The sequence below is a fragment of the Ilumatobacter sp. genome, assembly GCF_041688325.1.
Classification (GTDB): Bacteria; Actinomycetota; Acidimicrobiia; order Acidimicrobiales; family Ilumatobacteraceae; genus Ilumatobacter_A.
In genome coordinates, this window is record NZ_JBDNIJ010000407.1 from 1 (window position 1) to 2,407 (window position 2,407).

2 protein-coding genes and 1 pseudogene are annotated in these 2,407 nt (G+C 61.7%); all 3 read right to left on the reverse strand.

What is annotated here, in order from left to right:
* Positions 1 to 348 (reverse strand): annotated as a pseudogene (locus tag ACH2EI_RS20195) (hypothetical protein); the annotation flags it as partial.
* Positions 349 to 437: 89 nt separating this feature from the next.
* Positions 438 to 1,760, reverse strand: a complete 1,323-nt coding sequence (locus ACH2EI_RS20200) for a sensor histidine kinase (protein WP_395161367.1) — start codon at positions 1,758 to 1,760, stop codon at positions 438 to 440.
* 23 nt (positions 1,761 to 1,783) lie between these two features.
* On the reverse strand, positions 1,784 to 2,407 hold a 624-nt coding region (locus ACH2EI_RS20205; RefSeq protein ID WP_395161369.1), incomplete at its 5' end, for a response regulator transcription factor.

Genomic DNA, 2,407 nt, shown 5'->3' on the forward strand with positions numbered 1-2,407 from the left:
CGTGGTGATCGTCAGGTTGACCCCATATTTGTCGGTGAGGATGTCCGTGTAGAGCGTGCCGGTGACGCTGAGTACGACAACCGTCATCCAGTACGGGAACGCGTTGTACTTCGGCAGGCGGATCTGCCAGGTGAGCACAGCAGCAAGCACGATCGTGAAGATGACCGTGGTGTTGATCAACCCGACGTTCAAATCGACCGCGATCCAGTCGGCGAAGCTCTCACCGACGGTAGTGCACAGGATCTTGATGATCCAGAACCAAATCGTGATCTCGGGAACCTTGTTGAGTAATGCACGTCCTGGGCTCGTCGCCACGGGTGGCGGCGGCGCTGCGGTGATTGTTGTCATGCGTACAACTTCGACCCTTCAACCTGAACCCAGGCTGAACGGCGACGCCGAGTATTCAGCGTGTGTTCAGGCTGGCCGACCAACGCTGATCAGAGTCGGGCGTCGGTGAAGGAGATCGCGAAGCGGGCGCCTCCAAGCGCAGGGCTGGTCGCAACCGTGACCGTCCCGCCGTGATCCTTGACGAGGCCGGCCACGATGGCGAGGCCGAGACCGGAGCCACCGTCGTCGCGTGCACGAGCTTCGTCGAGCCGACCGAATCGTTCGAAGATCCGCTCGCGATCGGCCTCTGCAACGCCGTCGCCGTCGTCTTCGATCGACAGCACGACGAGTCCGTCTGGCGTACTGGTGACCGAGATATCAACACGCGAGGCGGCGTGGCGTAACGCATTGTCGAGCAGGTTGCGCACCACTCGCGCGAGTTGATCGGGGTCGCCGCGGACCTGGCCAGCTGAGACGCCGGATGTGGTCACCGTCTTGTCAGTTTGGACTCGAAGCGCCTCACCGAACGCAATGTCGTCGAGGTCGACCAGCAATCGGGCCACGGGCAGCGCCTCGCCTGCTCGTCCATCGCGGCGCGCGAGGAGGAGGAGATCCTCGACCAGCCGCTGCATCCGAACGTCTTCCTCCAGTACCTCCGCTGCGATCTCGCGCAGCAACACGTCGTCTCCGCGCAGCCCGACTTCGAGTTCGTGACGAATCACGGCGATCGGGGTTCGCAGTTCGTGGGAGGCGTTCGAGACGAACTGCGCTTGGGCAACATCGGCTGTTTCCAACCGGTCAAGCATCGCGTTCATCGTTCGGGCGAGCCGACCGATCTCGTCATCGGTTTGCGGTTCGGGCACTCGTCGGTGCAGATCTCCACCGCCGATATCGGCAACTTCGGATCGGATCGCCTCGACAGGGCGCAATGCCCGTCCAATGACGACCCAGATCATCCCGGCGATCAACAGCAACAGGATCGGCAGCCCGATACCGAGCGACCGACGAGTCGTCGCGAGAACGTCGTTGACGTCTTCAAGATTGGTGCCGACGACGATCGAAAACTGCGGGTCGCTCGCGGTGAAGTTCACGTGGACGCGAAAGTCGTCGTGATCGAGCTGTGGGAACTGCATCGTGGTGTTGCTCCCCTCGCCGCCAGCGATGATTCGTGGTTCGTTGGCGATGTTGGTGCTCGAGGCCACCACCTTGCCTGCCGCATCAATGATCTGGACAAAGCCGTCCTCATCGTCTTTGACCGACAAGGTCTCGAAAGCTCCGTCTTCATCAATCAGCGCTGCGACGTCGTTCGTACGGAGTTCGAGGGTCGTGTCGATGGATTTGATCTGTGATTCGCGGAGCACGCCGAGCAACACCACTCCGGCAATCGTCAAGGCGATGGCAACGATGACGATCGATGCCGCGGTCGCACGCACACGAACTGAACCGAAGCGGGCCTTCACGATGAGGTAGCAAGGAGGCGGTACCCGGCTCCACGCACGGTCTGGATTGTCTCGGTATCGAACGGGATGTCGATCTTCTTTCGCAGATGGCGGACGTACACCTCGACGATATTCGCGTCGCCATCGAACTCATAGTCCCAGACATGTTCAAGGATCTCGGACTTCGACACCACGGTGCCCGCATGGGTCACCAGATATTCGAGCACCCCAAACTCGCGGGCCGTCAACTCGATCTCTTCGTCGTTGCGAAAGCACCGTCGTTCGGCGGGGTCGACGCGTAGCCCACCAGCCCGGAGTTCCACTGGCCGCTCAGACTTCCCGCGCCGCAGCAGCGCTCGGATGCGGGCGACGAGCACCAGGTGGGAGAACGGCTTGCGCAAGAAGTCGTCGGCACCGGTGTCGAGCGCCTCGGTCTCGTCGAGCTCACCGTCCTTCGCAGTGAGCATCAGAATCGGCGTCCAGTCCCCCGCGTCACGAAGCTCGCCGCAGAGCTTGAAGCCATTGATGCCGGGCAACATGATGTCGAGCACGATCGCGTCGTAGTCGTTCTCGGTCGCCATCCACTTTCCATCGGTTCCATTGAGCGCTATGTCGACCGCGAAGCCGTCGGCTTCCAGGCC